The sequence below is a fragment of the Acetobacter lambici genome, assembly GCF_011516885.1.
In the GTDB taxonomy this organism is placed as follows: Bacteria; Pseudomonadota; Alphaproteobacteria; order Acetobacterales; family Acetobacteraceae; genus Acetobacter; species Acetobacter lambici.
The window spans coordinates 1-869 of the sequence record NZ_WOTD01000149.1 but is presented as its reverse complement, the minus strand read 5'-3'; the positions used below and the strand labels follow the sequence as shown (position 1 = coordinate 869).

1 protein-coding gene is annotated in these 869 nt (G+C 54.5%); it reads left to right on the top strand.

Going from position 1 to position 869, the window contains the following annotated elements:
- Positions 1 to 102 precede the first annotated feature (102 nt).
- Positions 103 to 857 (top strand): IS5 family transposase gene (locus tag GOB86_RS15580; RefSeq protein WP_165993570.1). Its coding sequence is split into 2 segments (ribosomal slippage): positions 103 to 442 and positions 442 to 857, totalling 756 coding nucleotides; the frame shifts between segments, so codons are not numbered across the junction.
- Positions 858 to 869: the final 12 nt, after the last annotated feature.

The window sequence follows — 869 nt, the reverse complement described above, 5'->3', positions numbered from 1 at the left end:
CTACGGCGTGTCGTCAGTTAAGCCCTGAGAGTGGCACGTGAGGGTTGTACTTTGTGTCTGCGTGTGCTGACTGTTTTCCCGTTTTTTTGGGGAGACAGACAGATGCGGCGCTATAGTTTACGCGATGACCAGTGGGAGCGGATAAAGGATCTTCTTCCTGGTCGAGAAGGCTATGTCGGCGGCACTGCGGTGAACAACCGTCTGTTCGTGGAGGCGGTGCTGTATCGCTATCGCGCGGGTATTCCATGGCGCGACCTTCCTGCCCGTTTCGGTGACTGGAAAAACGTGCACCGGCGTCTGCGCCGCTGGTGTGAAAGCGGCGTCATCGAACGGATATTTCGTTATCTGGCCGCTGATTACGACAACGAATACATGATGATCGACAGCACAATTGTCCGAGCGCATCAGCATAGTGCCGGAGCTCTCAAAAAAGGGGCACGGATCAGGCCATCGGACGATCACGAGGCGGGCTAACTACAAAGATCCATGCCATCTGCGACGCTCTGGGCAATCCAGTGGAACTCGGCATCACACCGGGACAGGATGCCGATATCACCCAGGCAGAACCACTTCTGGAAAACATCGAACCGGATGCTTTCCTTGCTGACAAGGCGTATGACGCGGACAGGTTGATCGATCGGCTGATACAGCGCGGGATTACCCCGGTCATCCCGCCAAAACGCAACAGAACGACACAACGGAAAACCGATTTTTCTCTCTACCGCGAACGGAACCTTGTTGAGAGGTTCTTCAATAAACTCAAGCAGTTTCGCGCTATCGCAACCCGCTACGATAAACTGAAATCGACCTTCCTCGCAGCCGTGCAGTTCGCCTCAATCATCATCCTGCTTAACTGACGACACGCCGTA